The sequence below is a fragment of the Enterobacter sp. SLBN-59 genome (assembly GCF_024807915.1).
GTDB lineage: Bacteria > Pseudomonadota > Gammaproteobacteria > Enterobacterales > Enterobacteriaceae > Enterobacter > Enterobacter asburiae_B.
Window position 1 is genome coordinate 815,518 of sequence record NZ_JANUFI010000001.1, and the last position, 14,257, is coordinate 829,774.

The following is a 14,257-nucleotide window of genomic DNA, read 5'->3' on the forward strand; positions in this document are numbered from 1 at the left end:
GAACCTCCACCTGAGTTTATCCGTTATTCCAGTCCGACAAGGTTGTCACCAGTTCAGCCAGCGAGTAATGCACCGCTTTTTCGACCACATCCTGACAGTCACCGGAGAAAAGCACGGTGCGGGTCTTCGTCTCGCCGCGTATGTTCCACGCGAAGCAGACCGTCCCCGCCGCCGTGCCGTCGTCGCCCCCTTCCGGACCCGCGTAGCCGCTGATGGCGATGCTGATATCGGCCTGGGCGATGTCGCGGATACTGGCGGCCATTTCGGTTACCGTCTGCTCGCTCACGGCCGTAAACCGCTCAAGCGTCTCGGGACGCACGCCGAGGATCCGCGCTTTAGCTTCATCGCTGAACACGACCAGCCCAACATCATAAAATTCGGCGGTGTTTTCCTCTGCGCAAAGCGCCACCGAGAGTTTTCCGCCCGTGCAGGACTCCGCGGTGGTTAAGCGAAGCCCGAGATCGGTTAATTTGCTCGCCAGCTTTTTCGTCAGTTCACCCACGGTATTATTGCTGTCGTGAAAAAGATTGCTCATCTTGCCGCCTCTTATTTCTCGAAAGGAATGATTGAAATATGGCCATTGCGCTCAAGTATGGCATATTTAATGTCGCTTATTTCCGTAATGCCATTATTTTGGCGCGCTGACACCAGAATATCATCACAGGACACGTCGACTTTTTTCAGTTTATCGGCTAACGGCACGCCGTTCTCAACAAGAATAACAGGCGTGCCATCCAGAATATTCTCCACCGGCGAAAAATACTTCTTCATTAGTCCGAAAATAATATCCACCACCACCAGCGTGGTAATGGTAATCATCGCACCGGTAACGGAAAAATCCTGTCCGAGAAGCGCCTGCTGCGTGGCTTCACTAATTATCAGAAGCAGAATGAGATCGAAGCTGGTCATCTGCAGCAGCGCGCGACGCCCGGCCACTTTAAATACCACCACCAGAAACAGATAAATAGCCAGCGCGCGAAAGACCATATCCATATCAGCCTCCTAGGGGTAAATAAATTGCCAGATGTTAATTTCCGGCTCGCTGTTGACGCGGATGACGGTGTTCCATTTACCGGCTCTGGAAGGTGTCGTGAAGAGTAACACGGAGAAGCGGTCGGATTTTTTCAGGTTGTTATAGACAAAAAAGAGGGTCTTCCCGCGGCTGAACATAGCGTCCGGCTGCGGCCAGACGCTGCCGGGCTCATACGCATCGCTGCTCTCGCTGGTCATACTGAGGACATACTTCCCCTCGCTCTGCACCGGAAACGCGAGCGCCATCCGCGTCTCTGTCTCCCGTCGTCCAAAGCGTTCATAGTCTATGGTCAATGATTTAGCGGAATTCGTTTTGACCGTGTCGCTGACCATTCCGCTGGAAAACAGACCGGCAATCGCCGCGACGATAATACCCAGCAGAACAATAAAACCCACCTGACGAAACGCGTATTCAAACGTCAGCAAACGGTAACTCTCATCTATCCCGGGTAACTTTTCATTTTCACGCTTCATGGTCATCGTCACCGTTTCGCTTATTATCCGATAATTTTGATTTCTAACGCGAATGTTTTTAGGACTTATCACATTTGCCACATAAAGGAATAGCAACAATACTTAATAAGTCAAGACACGCAAAATGAAGGATATCGGATGAAATTATCACTTGTTTCCGCTTTATTGATATTTCTGGTTCCGGCCGCATGGGCAGATAATAACGGGGGTTTACAAAAAGGCGAAGCACCACCGCCTCCCCACGCGCTTGATAGCGGATATCGCGGAACCGACGACGCGCGTATTATGACCATCAGGCAGGCAAAAGAATTGCACGATGGTGCGACAATTTCATTACGCGGTAATCTTATTGACGGTAGCGGCGATAAGTTTGTATTTCAGGATAAAACCGGAAAAATCGACGTTATTATTCCCCAGGCAGTCTTCGACGGCAGAACGGTAAAACCCGACCAGATGATCAGTATCAACGGTTCGCTTGATAAAAAATCATCTCCTGCCGTCGTCCGTGTCGATCGTTTGCAGAAATAATTCAGCGAAGCGTTAACGCTGCAGTTATCCATCAAATCTCACCCCTTGGCTTAAGGAGTCAGCTATGAGTGATACTAAACAACGTACGAACGCTTACCCGCAGCCCCCGTTCCCGGAACAGCCTCAGACGCCGCCGGGACTGGCATCCGAAATGCAGCCTGTACCCGACCACGGGGAAACAAGCTACAAAGGACATGGCCGCCTGGCCGGCAAAAAAGCGCTGATTACCGGCGGTGACTCCGGTATTGGTCGCGCGGTCGCTATCGCCTATGCGCGTGAAGGCGCTGACGTTGCCATTAACTACCTGCCCGAAGAGGAAAAAGACGCCGCTGAGGTCATCGACCTGATTGAAGCCGAAGGTCGCAAGGCCATCGCGTTGCCGGGTGACGTCCGGGACGAAACCTTCTGTCAGAATCTGGTCGAAGAAGCCGTGTCGAAACTGGGCGGGCTGGACATTCTGGTCAACAACGCCGGCCGTCAGCAGTTCCGTGAATCGCTTGAGGAACTGACCACGGAAGATTTTGACGCAACGTTTAAAACCAACGTTTACGCTCCGTTCTGGATCACCAAGGCGGCCCTGCGCCACCTGAAAGCGTCGTCCGTTATCATTAATACCTCCTCCGTTCAGGCGGTGAAGCCCAGCCCCGTGCTGCTGGACTACGCCCAGACGAAAGCCTGTCTGGCGGTGTTTACCAAATCCTTAGCCAAGCAGCTGGGTCCGAAAGGCATTCGCGTCAACGCGGTTGCTCCTGGCCCTTACTGGACGGTGCTGCAGTCCAGCGGCGGGCAGCCGATGGAAAAAGTGAAGGAGTTCGGTGGCGATACCCCGCTGGGACGTCCGGGCCAGCCCGTCGAGATTGCCCCGCTGTACGTCACGCTGGCCTCGGATGAATGTTCATTTACGTCCGGCCAGGTGTGGTGCTCCGATGGCGGCGACGGCGTGATCTAAACCGGTAGACGATCCCCCTCCGCAGTGAGCAATAAACGAACAAGGATGTTCGCTTTTATTCCCCCGCCAAAAAACATGTTGTAACTCAAACAGATCAAATGTTAAAAATATTTTGCTATCAGGTTATCAAAATTAAACAACTTAACTTGTCACCCGCATCGCTCTGTTTTTAACATCGCCTATGGAAAAAAATGGTCTGTTCAGTCAGCGCATACGCTTGCGCCATTTGCATACATTTGTGGCCGTCGCTCAACAGGGAACGCTGGGGCGTGCGGCTGAAACTCTCAACCTGAGCCAGCCTGCGCTCTCAAAAACCCTCAACGAGCTGGAACAGCTGACCGGCGCCCGTCTTTTTGACCGCGGCCGGCTGGGGGCGCAGCTTACCATCGTGGGCGAACAGTTCCTCACGCACGCCGTTAAAGTGCTGGATGCGCTCAATACCGCTGGCCAGTCCCTGCACCGAAAAGAAGAGCAATCCAGTGAGGTGGTGCGCGTGGGCGCTCTGCCTACCGCGGCGCTGGGCATTCTTCCGCCCGTTATCGGCCAGTTCCACAAGCAGCAGCGGCATACCACGATTCAGGTCGCCACCATGAATAACACCATGCTGCTCGCGGGGCTGAAATCCGGCGAACTGGATCTCGGAATCGGCCGCATGTCCGACCCTGAGCTGATGGGCGGCCTCAACTATGAACTGCTGTTCCTGGAATCCCTGAAGCTGGTGGTTCGTCCCGATCACCCCCTGCTGCAGGACACGGTCACGTTAAGCCGCGTGATGGAGTGGCCGGTTGTGGTTTGCCCGAAAGGAACCGTGCCCCGCCAGACCGCCGAAACCTTGCTGCAAATGCAGGGGTGTACGCTGCCCTCAGGATGTATCGAAACGCTGTCGGCCTCGCTTTCGCGCCAGCTTACGCTGGATTATGACTACGTCTGGTTCGTCCCCTCCGGTGCGGTGAAAGATGATTTACGTCAGGGAACGCTGATCGCCCTGCCGATTACCTCCCCCGGCCCCGGTGAACCTATCGGCATTTTGACCCGCGTAGACACGCCGCTTTCAACGGGCGCGCAGACGCTGCTGAGCGCTATCCGTAAATCAATGCCGGTCTGACACTTTTCTCCCTTCACCCTAACCCTTTCTGAAAGGCTGAGGGTTCGCCATAAAATAATGCATGCACAGACGGCCCCCTCTCCCTGGAGGGAGAGGGCTGGGGTGAGGGGGAACATACGGCTCTGGTGGTCATTCCGTTCACTTTATATTCTTTGCTACTCTGTAACGACATGGCCTGTGAACGTGCCAGGGTGGCTCAGTCGCCACCACCCTGGCGACCCGGGCTCCCGGCGGTAAATCGCCGCTTCGCGGTCCCTTCGGCTTATTCCTTCCGGCTTATCGGGGACGGGCGGAGGTAACATCCCTGTAAAGCCCGCCCTCTCGGCGCATCCCTGCGCCTCGCCCCGGCCGGAAGGCAAACGCCTCAGCGATTTACAGCCGGACCAGGGCGTCGCTATAAGCCATTCATTTTCCCTAAAGCAACATTCATCGCTTCATGTTGAGAAATTACAGGGGGATCCTGCAGCCCCCATAGGGCCAGCAAACTGTTCCATCCGACCTCACTTCCTGCGCCCTAATCAATTAATGCGAAATCATTCATTAACAATTGCGTAAAACAATTTAACAGTTTTATCATAGTGACGAATTCACCAAATGGTTCGTAAATAATTTTACAACCCCGAATTCACCCGTATTAATCATTCTTCCCTCCGCATTTATTACCCAACTGGTACACACCCAGCACGGCGGGGGGATCTTAAGGAGACAGAAATGGCATTTGGCAGCGCGCCACGTGGGATACCGCGTATCCTGCAGTGGCTCCTTGCCGGACTGATGTTGCTCATCGGTCTGGCAGTCGGCGGGCTGGGCTTTAAGCTCGTCACCGTAGGCGGAAGCGGATACTTCCTGATAATGGGCGTGGTGATGGTGATTGCCGCGATCCTGATTTTCCTCAATCGCAGCAGCGGGATCGTGCTTTACGGCATCGCCTTTATTGCCTCGCTGTGCTGGGCGGTAGGCGATGCGGGCTGGGATTTCTGGCCGCTCTTCTCTCGCCTGTTTACCTTTGCCGTACTGGCCTTCCTCTGCGCCATCGTCTGGCCTTTCCTGCGCGCGGCAAACCACAGCGCCGCGAACAAGGCTCCCGCTTTTGGCGTCGCGGCCGTGCTCGCGGTGGCGATGCTGGTCAGCCTGGGCTGGATGTTTAAGCCGCAGACCCTCGTGGCAGCGAACGAGCCCGTTCCGGTGAAACCCGTCGCCCCCGGCGAGCAGCAAAAGAACTGGGCGCACTGGGGTAATACCACCCACGGCGACCGTTTTGCCGCGCTGGACCAGATTAACAAGCAAAACGTCCGCGATCTGAAAGTCGCGTGGGTTGCGCACACCGGCGATATTCCGCAGAGCAACGGCTCCGGCGCGGAAGATCAGAACACGCCATTGCAGATTGGCGACACGCTGTACGTCTGTACCCCGTACAGTAAAGTGCTGGCGCTGGACGTGGATTCCGGCAAAGAAAAATGGCGCTACGATTCCAAAGCCACGGCGCCTAACTGGCAGCGCTGCCGCGGTCTGGGCTATTTTGAAGACCATTCCAGCGTGACAACGTCACAGGCAGAGACACCGCCTGCGGCATGCCCTCGCCGCCTGTTCCTGCCGACCACCGACGCCCGCCTGATTGCCATCAACGCGGATGACGGCAAGGTCTGTGAAGACTTCGGCGACCATGGCACCGTGGATCTGAGCGTCGGCATGGGCGAGATCAAGCCCGGGTATTATCAGCAGACCTCCACGCCGCTGGTCGCAGGCAATGTGGTTGTCGTCGGCGGTCGCGTCGCGGATAACTACTCCACCGGCGAACCGCCGGGCGTGGTGCGCGCCTACGACGTGCACACCGGTAAGCTGGCGTGGGCGTGGGATCCGGGTAATCCGAACCTGACCGGCCTGCCGCCGGAAGGCCAGACCTACACCCGCGGCACGCCGAACGTCTGGTCAGCAATGTCCTACGACGCTAAGCTGAACCTGATCTACCTGCCAACCGGCAACGCCACCCCGGACTTCTGGGCGGGCGAACGTACCGCGCTGGACGATAAGTACAGCTCCTCCATCGTCGCCGTGGACGCGACCACCGGTCAGGTGCGCTGGCATTTCCAGACGACCCATCACGACCTGTGGGACTTTGACCTGCCTTCCCAGCCGCTGCTGTACGATCTGCCCGACGGTAAGGGCGGCACCATGCCCGTGCTGGTGCAGACCAGCAAGCAGGGCATGATCTTCATGCTTAACCGCGAAACCGGCAAGCCGGTGGCGAAGGTAGAAGAACGTCCTGTCCCGGCGGGTAACGTTGAAGGTGAACGCTACTCTCCGACCCAGCCGTATTCCGTGGGCATGCCGATGATTGGCAACCAGACGCTGACCGAATCCGACATGTGGGGAGCGACGCCTGTCGACCTGCTGCTGTGCCGTATTCAGTTTAAAGAGATGCGTCATCAGGGCGTCTTCACCCCGCCGGGTCTCGACCGTTCCCTGCAGTTCCCTGGCTCTCTCGGCGGGATGAACTGGGGCAGCGTCTCCGTTGACCCGAACAACAGCCTGATGTTCGTCAACGATATGCGCCTGGGCCTGGCAAACTACATGGTGCCGCGCGCTAACGTGGCGAAAAACGCCAGCGGCATCGAGATGGGCATCGTACCGATGGACGGCACGCCGTTCGGCGCGATGCGCGAACGCTTCCTGTCGCCGCTGGGCATTCCGTGCCAGAAGCCGCCGTTTGGCACCATGTCGGCCGTTGACCTGAAAACCGGCAAGCTGGTGTGGCAGGTGCCTGTTGGCACGGTGGAAGATACCGGCCCGCTGGGCATTCGTATGCACATGCCAATCCCAATCGGCATGCCGACGCTGGGCGCATCACTCTCTACCCAGTCCGGCCTGCTGTTCTTCGCCGGCACGCAGGATTTCTATCTGCGCGCGTTTGATACCGCCACCGGGAAAGAGATCTGGAAAGACCGTCTGCCGGTCGGCAGCCAGTCCGGCCCGATGACCTACGTGTCGCCGAAAACCGGTAAGCAGTACATCATCATCAACGCCGGGGGCGCTCGACAGTCGCCGGATCGCGGTGATTACGTTATCGCGTACGCGTTACCCGATAAGCAATAAGATGTGAAAAAGGGACCGAAAGGTCCCTTTTTTGTAGGTCAGATTTTGTAGGTCGGGTAAGCGAAGCGCCACCCGACACTGCCGACAACTCAGAACGTCTCCCAGTTATCCCCGGAAACCGTCGCCGCCGGACGCAACGGCGCGTTCTTCGATACTGGCGCAGACATCACCGCGCGGCCTGGCTTTGTACTGCTCAGACGAAACGCGCCGACCGCCTCGGTCAAACGCGCGCCCTGTTCTTCCAGAGACGCGGCGGCCGCAGAGGCTTCTTCCACCAGCGAGGCGTTCTGCTGGGTCACTTTATCCATCTCAGAAATCGCCTGGCTCACCTGCACGATACCGCGGCTCTGCTCATCGGACGCGGCGGCAATCTCCAGCATGATGTCGGTCACGCGTTTAACCGCTTCGACGATTTCATTCATGGTGTTACCGGCAGCCACGACCTCACCGGAGCCCTGGTCGATCAGCGACACCGATTCGTTAATCAGGCTTTCGATCTCTTTTGCGGCATTCGCACTGCGGCTTGCAAGGGTTCGGACTTCGCTTGCCACCACGGCAAAACCGCGCCCCTGCTCGCCCGCCCGCGCCGCTTCTACCGCCGCGTTAAGCGCCAGGATATTGGTCTGGAACGCAATGCTGTTGATGACGGCGGTGATCTCGGAGATTTTTTTCGAACTGGTGGAGATATTGCCCATGGTTTTGACCACGCCTGAGACCATCTGGCCGCCGCGGCTGGCTTTCCCGGAGGCATCTTCCGCAAGCTTGCTGGCATGATGGGCGTTATCGGCGTTCTGTTTCACCGTCGCGGTAAGCTGTTCCATGCTTGCAGCGGTTTGCTCAATGGCGGCGGCCTGCTGCTCGGTGCGCGAAGAGAGATCGGTGTTACCGGCGGAAATCTCGCTCGTGCCGCGGTAGATCTCCTCCGCCCCCTGACGTACGGTGCCTACGGTGTTTTCAAGCGAGTGCTGCATGGTTTGCAGATCGCGCGTCAGGCGGCCAATTTCGCTGCGCCCGGCCACGTCGTCCGGCATCGTCAGGTCGCCTTTGGCGATATTCTCGATACGTTTCGCTGCACGCTGCAAAGGATTGATTACCGTGCGGCGGAGCACGACAAAGGTCATCGCCGTCAGCACCAGCGCCAGCGCAAACGCGCCCACCATAAACATCAGGCCCAGCTGCGTGCGGCTGTGCGCCTGCGCCGTCAGCGCATTGGCACGCTCGGTACGGATCTTAATCGCCTTCAGCAGCACGGCGTTGTAAGCGTCATCCAGCGGACGCGCCGTTTCGTTTTCGTGGTTGATAATCGCTTCGAACATGCCGTTTTTGGCGAATTTCACCATCGGCTGCATGCCCGCAATATAGGCGTCGTACCGCGCCTTGAGATCCTCATCCAGCGCTGCGCCCTCAGCGGTGCGCACGGCACGATTCATATAGGCGGTAAAGCTCTCCTGGGACTGCTTAATACGCTTTTCAGCCTCGCTGATGTTCTGCTTCATCGCATCCATCTCCGCGATACGGCTTGCCGCACCGGCGTGGATCAGGTTGATACGCGCGGTTCGCAGATGGTTTGAGCTGTTCGACAGCCCCATACGCACCTGAATTTCGGATGTGACATCCTGCTGATCGTTATCGGCCTGCAGCAGGAAATACCCCGCCAGACCCGAGCTCAAGGCGAACAGAAGAATAATGCCACCGAGAATGGAGGAAAACAGCGGAACCAGCCTGATGTGATGCAAGAAGCCCAGCTTGCGCTGCGCCTGCATCGAAGTAGTGTTGTCCATGACCGTCGACTCTCTTGTAGGTAAGATGCGTAAAAACACGCCTGTTAAATAGTCATCGGCACGGCAGAGATTTAGATTACGGCTAAAAACGCCGCACTGGTCACACTTTAGAGAAGATTATTAAAGAAACGCCAGCGGTGAAAAACCGCTGGCAGAAGAGCTACTTGTCGCCGAAATGAATGACGGTACGGATGGATTTTCCTTCGTGCATCAGATCGAACGCGTCGTTGATCTGCTCCAGCGGCAAACGGTGGGTAATGAACGGGTCGAGCTGAATCTTGCCGGCCATGGCATCTTCAACCATACCCGGAAGCTGGGTACGGCCCTTCACGCCGCCAAACGCGGAACCGCGCCACACGCGCCCGGTGACCAGCTGGAATGGACGGGTTTTAATCTCCTGGCCCGCGCCGGCCACGCCAATGATGATGCTCTCGCCCCAGCCTTTGTGGCAGCACTCCAGCGCGGAACGCATCACGTTCACGTTGCCGATACATTCGAAGCTGAAGTCAACGCCGCCGTCGGTCATCTCAACGATGACATCCTGAATCGGTTTTTCGTGATCCTTCGGGTTAACGAAATCGGTCGCGCCCATTTCACCCGCCAGCCTGAATTTCTCCGGGTTGGTGTCGACCGCGATGATACGACCGGCTTTCGCCTGCACCGCGCCCTGAATGACCGCCAGACCAATGCCGCCGAGACCGAACACCGCAACGGTGTCGCCCTCTTTGACTTTTGCCGTGTTATGCACCGCGCCGATACCGGTGGTCACGCCGCAGCCCAGCAGGCAGACTTTATCCAGCGGCGCCTGCGGGTTCACCTTCGCCAGGGAAATTTCCGCGCATACGGTGTACTCGCTGAAGGTGCTGGTGCCCATGTAGTGATAAACAGGCTCGCCGTTATAGGAGAAACGGGTGGTGCCGTCCGGCATCAGCCCTTTCCCCTGAGTGGCGCGAACCGCCTGGCAGAGGTTGGTTTTACCGGATTTACAGAACTTACACTCGCCGCACTCCGCCGTGTACAGCGGGATAACGTGATCGCCAGGCTTCAGGCTGGTCACGCCCTCGCCCACTTCCACCACAATCCCGCCGCCTTCATGACCCAGCACCGCCGGGAAGACGCCTTCCGGATCGTCACCGGAGAGCGTAAACGCATCGGTATGGCACACGCCGGTATGGGTGATTTTGATCAGCACTTCGCCTTTCTTCGGCGGTGCCACGTCGATTTCAACGATTTTCAGCGGCTGGCCGGGACCAAATGCAACTGCAGCGCGAGATTTCATCATGTCTTCCCTTTTTGTCAGGTGTGTGGGTTTATTTTAGATAAGAGCGCAGCAAATGGCCGACTTCTGCCATGCGTACGGCTCGCTGATCCGGCGTGGTTTCCCCCGTCACCAGCTCATCTTTGAGGTGAATTTCAACCATTTCGCCCATCAGGCCATTGGCAGCCCCGCGCACGGCGGCGATTTGCTGCAGGATGGCCAGACAGGGGTCGCCCGACTCCAGCGCGCGTTCAAGGGCATCAACCTGACCCCGAATGCGGCGGACGCGAGTAAGAATACGTTTTTTATCTTCGGGTGAATGTGGCATACGCCCTCCTGATACTATAGGGGGGTATGGTATTTTACTTACCTGGCGATGTAAACCTTCTATTTCCGTTGCAAAATCAGCGTATCTACCGCATATCATCAAGCAAGAGAATGAAACCTAAAAATATATAACCATATGAAATATATAATTTTTTAATAACATTATTTGCCTAACCGAATTGAAGATCCCGTTGTTTAGTGACGATTTCATATACAACAGGAGTTAACACATGGCATGGAACAAACACGCTGCGGCCCTGCATGCACGCCAGAGTGCCGGCATTTCATCGCAAAAACGCTGTGGTGAATTTACTCGCAAGGCAATACGAGCAGGTGGCGTGGATATTGGAAATGCACCCAATGCAAAAGACTATGGCAGTAACCTTGAACGAGCAGGTTTCAGAGTTTTAGGGCAAGGTGAAACATTACAGGAAGGCGATGTGGTTGTTATTCAGCCCTATGAGGGAGGAAATCCGGCAGGTCACATGGCGATTTATGACGGTACAACCTGGTACTCTGATTTCAGACAAAGAGATATGTGGGGTGGTCCGGGATATCGCTCCGCACGCCCTGCTTATAAAATTTACAGGAAAAGCTGATGCGTAACGTTCTTTTGATGTGCCTGTTACTGACAGGATGTGCAACACAGATGGATACGCCGGAAAAACGCACTCATGACTTTTATACGTTTTACCTCACGGCTTTCGTTACAGACAGCAAAGAAGATAATCTCGATTCCCCAAAAATGCGTGAGTATATCGCGCGAGACACGCTCTTCCGACTGCAGAGAATTTTCTCTCTCTATGAGCAGGAAATTATCGGTTCCGACTATTTTACCTATACGCAAGACTATGCCGCGGAGTGGATCCCTGACCTAAGCGTAAGCAACGCGATAAACTCTGCGTCCGGAAAACTTGTTAACGTCGAGCTGGGTGTGGGTCATGAGCAGAAGCTGCAGTTAAACGTGTATCTGCGCAATGAAGACGGTAAGTGGAAAATATATCGCGTCACCGATGCGAGCCATCATTTTGAACAGTATATTTTTGACGACAGGGCGATTGCTGCCGCACAACGATATGCCGCAAGTATAACGTCCCCCTAATCTCTCTTTTCTTGTGTCATGCCAGGACATATGTCCTGGCATTTGTGTTTTCATAATTTACCCGGCATTGACGAGCCCTTGTTCACAACGAATGTCATCAATCATTTATCGTCCTGTCGCGACGGTGTTCCTGCGAACTACACGTTTAATCATAGAGTTACGATATTGTACTTTCCTCCCCGGCCGCATCTCTTTTTATCGTGAGCGCTTGAACAACCCTACCAATTTTAGTGTAAAACAATAAATGTTTATTGTTTTACGATAATCCCCAGGCTAGCCTGCACGCACTTCAACTTACCCTTTGCCAGGAGAGGCATCGAATGAAAAGAAGTCTGCTGTATGGCGTTTCGCTCGCGGGGATCGCGCTTTGCGCCCCCGCACGCAGTGCGGATCTGTCCGGTTACGCGGGACTGGGCGTCGCGGTCAGCCCCGTTTATTCGGGATCGCAGCATTACGCGCCCGGGCCGCTACTTAAAGGCGGCCTGAGTCTGAAGAGTAAAGACTATGGGCAGTGGGATCTCTCTACGGAAGGTCTTGCATGGACATATAGCCCCGACGCCCCGTTTGCCGTGAGCCTGCTGCTGGCCTCTGATGAGGGGCGAAAAGAGACAGTTAACTATCCCTTCTCCGCCCGAAAAAACCGCGACCTGCAGGGAATGGGCGATATGTCCGACATGCTGATGGCTGGCGCGGAGATGCGTTATCACCGCGAGGACTGGACGATATGGCTGCGGGCGTTAAGCGCAACGCAAAAACACCGGTACGGTGGCGAGACGCAGCCGCAGGCGAGGACCGTGAACAGCGGCGTAAAGTCCACCCTCTGGCGCGGGCAGGACGTCGAGTTTTCGGTCGCAGGTGACATCACCTGGGCGAACGGCGGCTATCAGCAGCGCCATTATGGCGTCACCGCGAACCAGTCTCAGCGCACTGGGTTTGAGGCATATTCACCCTCATCGGGTTTGCAGGAAGCTGGGGTCGATAGCGAACTGGTCTGGCACATCAGCGAAAATCTGGCGGCTGGGGTGGCCGGCCGCGCAGCCTGTCTGATTGATGAAGCGGGTCAGAGCCCGCTGGTGAAAAGCCGCATACAGTACACCCTGTCATCCATGATCCAGTACGAGTTCTGAGGCGAAAACCATGAATAAACGGTATGTGTACAGCCGCAGGCGACTCTTAGCCGCAGGGGTGGTTTTTGTGTCGCTGATTGCTGCAGGCATCTACCTGCAGCCGGGCGTCAGCACTCCGTCCCCGCGCCAGACGGGAGATGCAACCATAGTCTCGTTCCTGACGCCATTACTCAGCGGTGCGCGAGGCAGCGTTGCCGTCGCATTCATTACGCCGAAAGGCGTGCAGTACGCTCTGTGGGACAGCGATTTTACGAAACAGTATGAAATCGCCAGCCTGACCAAAACCATGACCAGCAGCCTGCTGATTGAGGCGCAGCGACGCGGCGAAGCGGCGCCACAAACCCGCGTCGGTGAACTTATTCCGGAGATAGCGGGCCTGGCGAGCGATATTACCCTGGCGCAGCTGGCTTCGCACCGCTCCGGCCTGCCGCCGCTGGCGACGTCGTTACCCGAGAAAGTTCAGGTCATTAAAAGCATCATCCTGCGTGACAATATCTGGAACTTCGATGAGGAGACATTAATAGAGATGGTGAATAAAGCCAGCGTCGAACGCCCGGCTGAATTTGACTATTCCAACACCGGCTACGCGCTGCTGGGACTGGCGCTGGCGCGTGCATCGCATCAATCTTTTGCTCATCTCCTGCAAACGCGAATTTTCGCTCAGGCGCATATGACAGACTCCGTCGTCGCCAGCGATACGACGCCCGCCTCTTTCGCATTCAGCCGCGGTCGGTCCGCTTCCGGCCTGAGCGAAGCGCCGTGGGTCATGCACGCGTTTGCCCCTGCCGCAGGCGTGCGCTCAACCATTGTCGACATGGCCCATTACGCGCAGTCGCTGCTGGAAGGAAAGCTCGCATGGAGCGACGCAATGACGCCACAGTTTGCGACTGACGATCCCGATTCACGCGTAGGCTATGGCTGGTTCACCACGCGCATTCAGGGGCGCGATATCACCTGGCATGATGGTGAATCGTCAGGGTTTGCTTCCGCTATTGCCTTCGACCGACAGCGTAAAAGCGCCGTGGTGATCCTTTCCGACACCGCGTGGCCGGTGGTTGTCCCGGCCATACGGCTGCTGTTAGCCCAGCCATATCAGGCAGCAGAGGCGCATCATGAACTGGATTGATATTCTCTGGGCGATACTGACCTTCGTCTCGGCCCTGCTGTTTACGTGCGGAGCCTGGGCCGCGCGGTATAAACTTCGGCTGGTGAACACAATGCTGACCGTCGGAATCATTCTCTATAGCATGGAGATGATGCAGACCATCACCCATCTGAACAGTTCAGGTTACTTTTTCAGAATGCTCACCTGGGTGATTCAGGCCTCTTATCTCGCCATTAGCGTGTATCACGTGTGGCCAAAACCGTGGATGAAACGCGGCGCTAACTGTCTGAACGGTGGCAAGATTGCCATCGCGCTGATGCTTATGTCATGCTTGAGCATGCTGGTCTTAAAATAATATGAAATATTCAGGAAGGTT

General features: G+C 56.1%; 15 protein-coding genes. 9 read left to right on the forward strand and 6 right to left on the reverse strand.

From position 1 onward, the window contains the following. Positions 1-16: 16 nt before the first annotated feature. The 3 genes from M2422_RS03830 to M2422_RS03840 are packed head-to-tail and all read right to left on the reverse strand — an operon-like array spanning position 17 to position 1,506. Positions 17-535, reverse strand: coding sequence for a 2-oxo-tetronate isomerase (locus M2422_RS03830; protein WP_064672476.1), 519 nt, complete (start codon positions 533-535; stop codon positions 17-19). 11 nt (positions 536-546) lie between these two features. Continuing rightward, positions 547-993, reverse strand: coding sequence for a DUF421 domain-containing protein (locus tag M2422_RS03835; protein WP_023311671.1), 447 nt, complete (start codon positions 991-993; stop codon positions 547-549). A gap of 9 nt (positions 994-1,002) precedes the next feature. Then, complete coding sequence (locus M2422_RS03840) at positions 1,003-1,506, reverse strand: hypothetical protein (protein ID WP_064672939.1); 504 nt, start codon at positions 1,504-1,506, stop codon at positions 1,003-1,005. 138 nt (positions 1,507-1,644) lie between these two features. On the opposite strand from M2422_RS03840, the gene M2422_RS03845 reads away from it, so the two are divergent. From M2422_RS03845 to M2422_RS03860, 4 genes are all read left to right on the forward strand, one after another. Further along, complete coding sequence (locus M2422_RS03845; RefSeq protein ID WP_048974692.1) at positions 1,645-2,034, forward strand: YdeI family stress tolerance OB fold protein; 390 nt, start codon at positions 1,645-1,647, stop codon at positions 2,032-2,034. A 64-nt stretch (positions 2,035-2,098) separates the two neighbouring features. Then, complete coding sequence (locus M2422_RS03850) at positions 2,099-2,983, forward strand: SDR family oxidoreductase (protein ID WP_023311668.1); 885 nt, start codon at positions 2,099-2,101, stop codon at positions 2,981-2,983. 181 nt (positions 2,984-3,164) lie between these two features. Beyond that, the gene (locus M2422_RS03855; protein ID WP_033145495.1) at positions 3,165-4,088 is read left to right on the forward strand and encodes a LysR substrate-binding domain-containing protein; all 924 of its coding nucleotides are present in this window, start codon (positions 3,165-3,167) and stop codon (positions 4,086-4,088) included. Between the two features lie 711 nt (positions 4,089-4,799). Beyond that, complete coding sequence (locus M2422_RS03860; RefSeq protein WP_064672475.1) at positions 4,800-7,181, forward strand: glucose/quinate/shikimate family membrane-bound PQQ-dependent dehydrogenase; 2,382 nt, start codon at positions 4,800-4,802, stop codon at positions 7,179-7,181. Positions 7,182-7,270: 89 nt separating this feature from the next. On the opposite strand, the gene M2422_RS03865 is transcribed toward M2422_RS03860, so the two are convergent. The 3 genes from M2422_RS03865 to M2422_RS03875 all read right to left on the reverse strand — a co-directional run bounded on the left by M2422_RS03865 (position 7,271) and on the right by M2422_RS03875 (position 10,548). Continuing rightward, on the reverse strand, positions 7,271-8,962 hold the full coding sequence (locus M2422_RS03865; RefSeq protein WP_064672474.1) for a methyl-accepting chemotaxis protein: 1,692 nt from the start codon (positions 8,960-8,962) through the stop codon (positions 7,271-7,273). A gap of 160 nt (positions 8,963-9,122) precedes the next feature. Then, a complete protein-coding gene (locus M2422_RS03870; protein WP_064672938.1) occupies positions 9,123-10,241 on the reverse strand; it encodes an S-(hydroxymethyl)glutathione dehydrogenase/class III alcohol dehydrogenase in 1,119 nt (372 codons plus the stop codon). A 31-nt stretch (positions 10,242-10,272) separates the two neighbouring features. Further along, entirely contained in the window at positions 10,273-10,548 is a 276-nt protein-coding gene (locus M2422_RS03875) for a metal/formaldehyde-sensitive transcriptional repressor (protein ID WP_003857256.1), read from the reverse strand. A gap of 229 nt (positions 10,549-10,777) precedes the next feature. Between M2422_RS03875 and M2422_RS03880 the strand changes: the two genes are divergently transcribed. The 5 genes from M2422_RS03880 (at position 10,778) to M2422_RS03900 (ending at position 14,236) form a co-directional block, all read left to right on the forward strand. After that, on the forward strand, positions 10,778-11,146 hold the full coding sequence (locus M2422_RS03880) for an NlpC/P60 family protein (protein WP_073000557.1): 369 nt from the start codon (positions 10,778-10,780) through the stop codon (positions 11,144-11,146). Then, positions 11,146-11,649, forward strand: coding sequence for a YbjP/YqhG family protein (locus M2422_RS03885; RefSeq protein WP_047061850.1), 504 nt, complete (start codon positions 11,146-11,148; stop codon positions 11,647-11,649). The genes M2422_RS03880 and M2422_RS03885 overlap by 1 nt, the downstream gene beginning before the upstream one ends. 320 nt (positions 11,650-11,969) lie before the next feature. Further along, positions 11,970-12,776, forward strand: a complete 807-nt coding sequence (locus M2422_RS03890) for a MipA/OmpV family protein (protein WP_048978812.1) — start codon at positions 11,970-11,972, stop codon at positions 12,774-12,776. 10 nt (positions 12,777-12,786) lie between these two features. Next, positions 12,787-13,902 (forward strand): serine hydrolase, encoded by a 1,116-nt coding sequence (locus M2422_RS03895; RefSeq protein WP_058840632.1) that lies wholly within the window; start codon positions 12,787-12,789, stop codon positions 13,900-13,902. Next, entirely contained in the window at positions 13,889-14,236 is a 348-nt protein-coding gene (locus M2422_RS03900; RefSeq protein ID WP_048978814.1) for a hypothetical protein, read from the forward strand. Before M2422_RS03895 ends, M2422_RS03900 begins: the two co-directional genes overlap by 14 nt. Positions 14,237-14,257: the final 21 nt, after the last annotated feature.

Coding starts and splice junctions, on each gene's coding strand:
- M2422_RS03830 (WP_064672476.1), bottom strand. CDS start 535: ATGAGCAATCTTTTTCACGACAGCAATAATACCGTGGGTGAACTGACG.
- M2422_RS03835 (WP_023311671.1), bottom strand. CDS start 993: ATGGATATGGTCTTTCGCGCGCTGGCTATTTATCTGTTTCTGGTGGTG.
- M2422_RS03840 (WP_064672939.1), bottom strand. CDS start 1,506: ATGAAGCGTGAAAATGAAAAGTTACCCGGGATAGATGAGAGTTACCGT.
- M2422_RS03845 (WP_048974692.1), top strand. CDS start 1,645: ATGAAATTATCACTTGTTTCCGCTTTATTGATATTTCTGGTTCCGGCC.
- M2422_RS03850 (WP_023311668.1), top strand. CDS start 2,099: ATGAGTGATACTAAACAACGTACGAACGCTTACCCGCAGCCCCCGTTC.
- M2422_RS03855 (WP_033145495.1), top strand. CDS start 3,165: ATGGAAAAAAATGGTCTGTTCAGTCAGCGCATACGCTTGCGCCATTTG.
- M2422_RS03860 (WP_064672475.1), top strand. CDS start 4,800: ATGGCATTTGGCAGCGCGCCACGTGGGATACCGCGTATCCTGCAGTGG.
- M2422_RS03865 (WP_064672474.1), bottom strand. CDS start 8,962: ATGGACAACACTACTTCGATGCAGGCGCAGCGCAAGCTGGGCTTCTTG.
- M2422_RS03870 (WP_064672938.1), bottom strand. CDS start 10,241: ATGAAATCTCGCGCTGCAGTTGCATTTGGTCCCGGCCAGCCGCTGAAA.
- M2422_RS03875 (WP_003857256.1), bottom strand. CDS start 10,548: ATGCCACATTCACCCGAAGATAAAAAACGTATTCTTACTCGCGTCCGC.
- M2422_RS03880 (WP_073000557.1), top strand. CDS start 10,778: ATGGCATGGAACAAACACGCTGCGGCCCTGCATGCACGCCAGAGTGCC.
- M2422_RS03885 (WP_047061850.1), top strand. CDS start 11,146: ATGCGTAACGTTCTTTTGATGTGCCTGTTACTGACAGGATGTGCAACA.
- M2422_RS03890 (WP_048978812.1), top strand. CDS start 11,970: ATGAAAAGAAGTCTGCTGTATGGCGTTTCGCTCGCGGGGATCGCGCTT.
- M2422_RS03895 (WP_058840632.1), top strand. CDS start 12,787: ATGAATAAACGGTATGTGTACAGCCGCAGGCGACTCTTAGCCGCAGGG.
- M2422_RS03900 (WP_048978814.1), top strand. CDS start 13,889: ATGAACTGGATTGATATTCTCTGGGCGATACTGACCTTCGTCTCGGCC.